We start from the raw sequence: 649 nt of genomic DNA, 5'->3' as shown, positions 1-649 counted from the left end.
ATCTGCAAGATGGGGATGGGCCAGGTCAGAAAGGTGCTGTACATGGCGGCAATATCCGCCATCAGGAGCAACACCGCCTGCAGCGGGCTTTATGGGAGGTTGATGGAAAAGGGAAAACCCTACAAGGTCGCAATCATAGCAGTGGTGAACAAACTGATCAAACAGGCATTCGCCATCGCAAAATCTGGAAAGGGCTACATCGCAAAAGCGGCCTAATCAGAATATTATTTGGAGAAAATTTAATTTATTATTTGGATATATACACAGTTCATTGCGAGGAGGTAATACCTTCGTCATTGCGAGGAGGCACGACGAAGCAATCTTTCGAATAGTTTAAAGATTGCTTCGTTCCTCGCAATGATTGTTATGATTAAACCAACTATTTTTTTACTTTTTTCCTTCAATAGTTTTCCTATCCAAAAAGTTATTTCCAAAAAATTTTTAGAGCTTGATGGCTCAAAATTTTTCAGAATAACTTTTTAGCCCACTTGGCCGATATTTCTTTTTCCCGGGTCTGGTCTTTTCTAGATCTGCGCCTTATTCCTGTCCATATATTTTGACCTATCCCTGATGACTGCGGCAATCCTGAGCGCCAGTTTGTTCTTTATTGCATTCAGTATGCTCATACTGTGCTTGCTCATACTGTGCT

At 41.4% G+C, this 649-nt stretch carries 1 pseudogene; it reads left to right on the top strand.

Annotated features, from left to right (window positions below):
* Positions 1 to 216: pseudogene (locus CRJ00_RS02615) on the top strand (IS110 family transposase); the annotation flags it as partial.
* Positions 217 to 649: the final 433 nt, after the last annotated feature.

The sequence above is a fragment of the Sphingobacterium sp. 1.A.4 genome (assembly GCF_002734245.1).
Taxonomy (GTDB): domain Bacteria; phylum Bacteroidota; class Bacteroidia; order Sphingobacteriales; family Sphingobacteriaceae; genus Sphingobacterium; species Sphingobacterium tenebrionis.
The sequence above is the reverse complement of the archived record's forward strand: the minus strand, read 5'-3'. Positions and strand labels throughout refer to the sequence as shown.